Annotated in this window: 1 protein-coding gene; it reads left to right on the top strand. The window is 33.8% G+C overall.

The genetic code is table 11. From position 1 onward, the window contains the following. The first annotated feature begins 56 nt into the window (after window positions 1-56). Window positions 57-1,124, top strand: coding sequence for an IS701 family transposase (locus tag KSO91_RS17320; protein ID WP_238744264.1), 1,068 nt, complete (start codon window positions 57-59; stop codon window positions 1,122-1,124). Window positions 1,125-1,130 lie beyond the last annotated feature (6 nt).

The raw sequence follows: 1,130 nt of genomic DNA, 5'->3' as shown, positions 1-1,130 counted from the left end.
ACTGATGTTACGCATTATCACTAAACTTTCATTTCGAAAACCGCTAAAGTAGAGCCATGAATAAAAATAAACAAATATTTGAGCTGTACATTGATTATCTTGTCACCTCATTCAGTTACACAACTGCAACGGGCTTATCTAATCTTTTAGATGGAGAGATTAGCCACGATCAAATTACTCGCTTTCTATCACATAAGCAGTTTAGCTCGGCAGATTTGTGGAAAAATGTAAAAAAGGAGGTTCGTGAAATAGAATCAGATGATGGCGTTTTAATCTTTGATGATACTGTTCAAGAGAAACCTTATTCTAGTGAAAATGAACTTATTAGCTGGCACTTTGATCATACTGTGGGCCGTTCTGTTAAAGGTATTAATTTACTGAATTGTATTTATCACTCGAATGAAGCAAGCCTTCCTGTTGCTTTTAAGCTAATAACAAAGCCTATTCAATACTGTGATATTAAAACAAGGAAAATAAAAAGGAAAAGTAATACGACGAAGAACGATGATTTAATTGCGATCCTCAAAGCATGCAAACAAAATCAATTAAAATGGCGCTATGTCTTAGCTGATAGCTGGTTTTCATCCATTGGTAATATGAAATTTATCCATGAGAAGATGAAAAAATATTTTGTACTGGCATTAAAAAGTAATCGCTTAATAGCACTTAGCAAAGAAGATAAATTACAAGGACGCTTTCAACGTATTGATTCATTAGATTGGTCAGACTCTCCGATTTGTGGTTGGGCAAAAGGAATGGATATTCCGATACTTTTGCACCGACAAATTTTTAAAAACAAAGATGGCAGTGAAGGGATATTATATTTGATCAGCAATGATATTGAACTAAATAAAGAGTCTATTGAAGAAATCTATCAAAAACGATGGAAAGTTGAAGTTTTTCACAAAAATATAAAATCTAATACGGGTCTTGCTAAATCACCTGCTAAAAAAGAGAAAACCCAAAGCAATCATATTTTCATGTCATTGCTTGCAACAGCAAAACTGGAAGGGTTAAGTGTAAAAAAAGGCTTAACCACATTTGGATTGAAAACAAAGCTTTATATAAAAGCTCAAAAAGAAGCACTTAAAGCCTGGAAGCAGATGCTGGCCGTAAGTGCGTAACATCAG

It is taken from the genome of Psychromonas antarctica (assembly GCF_022267535.1).
GTDB classification, from domain to species: domain Bacteria; phylum Pseudomonadota; class Gammaproteobacteria; order Enterobacterales; family Psychromonadaceae; genus Psychromonas; species Psychromonas antarctica.
The sequence above is the reverse complement of the archived record's forward strand: the minus strand, read 5'-3'. Positions and strand labels throughout refer to the sequence as shown.

What these genes read in the sequence shown, in the direction of transcription:
- KSO91_RS17320 (WP_238744264.1), top strand. Translation starts at nt 57, where the DNA reads ATGAATAAAAATAAACAAATATTTGAGCTGTACATTGATTATCTTGTC.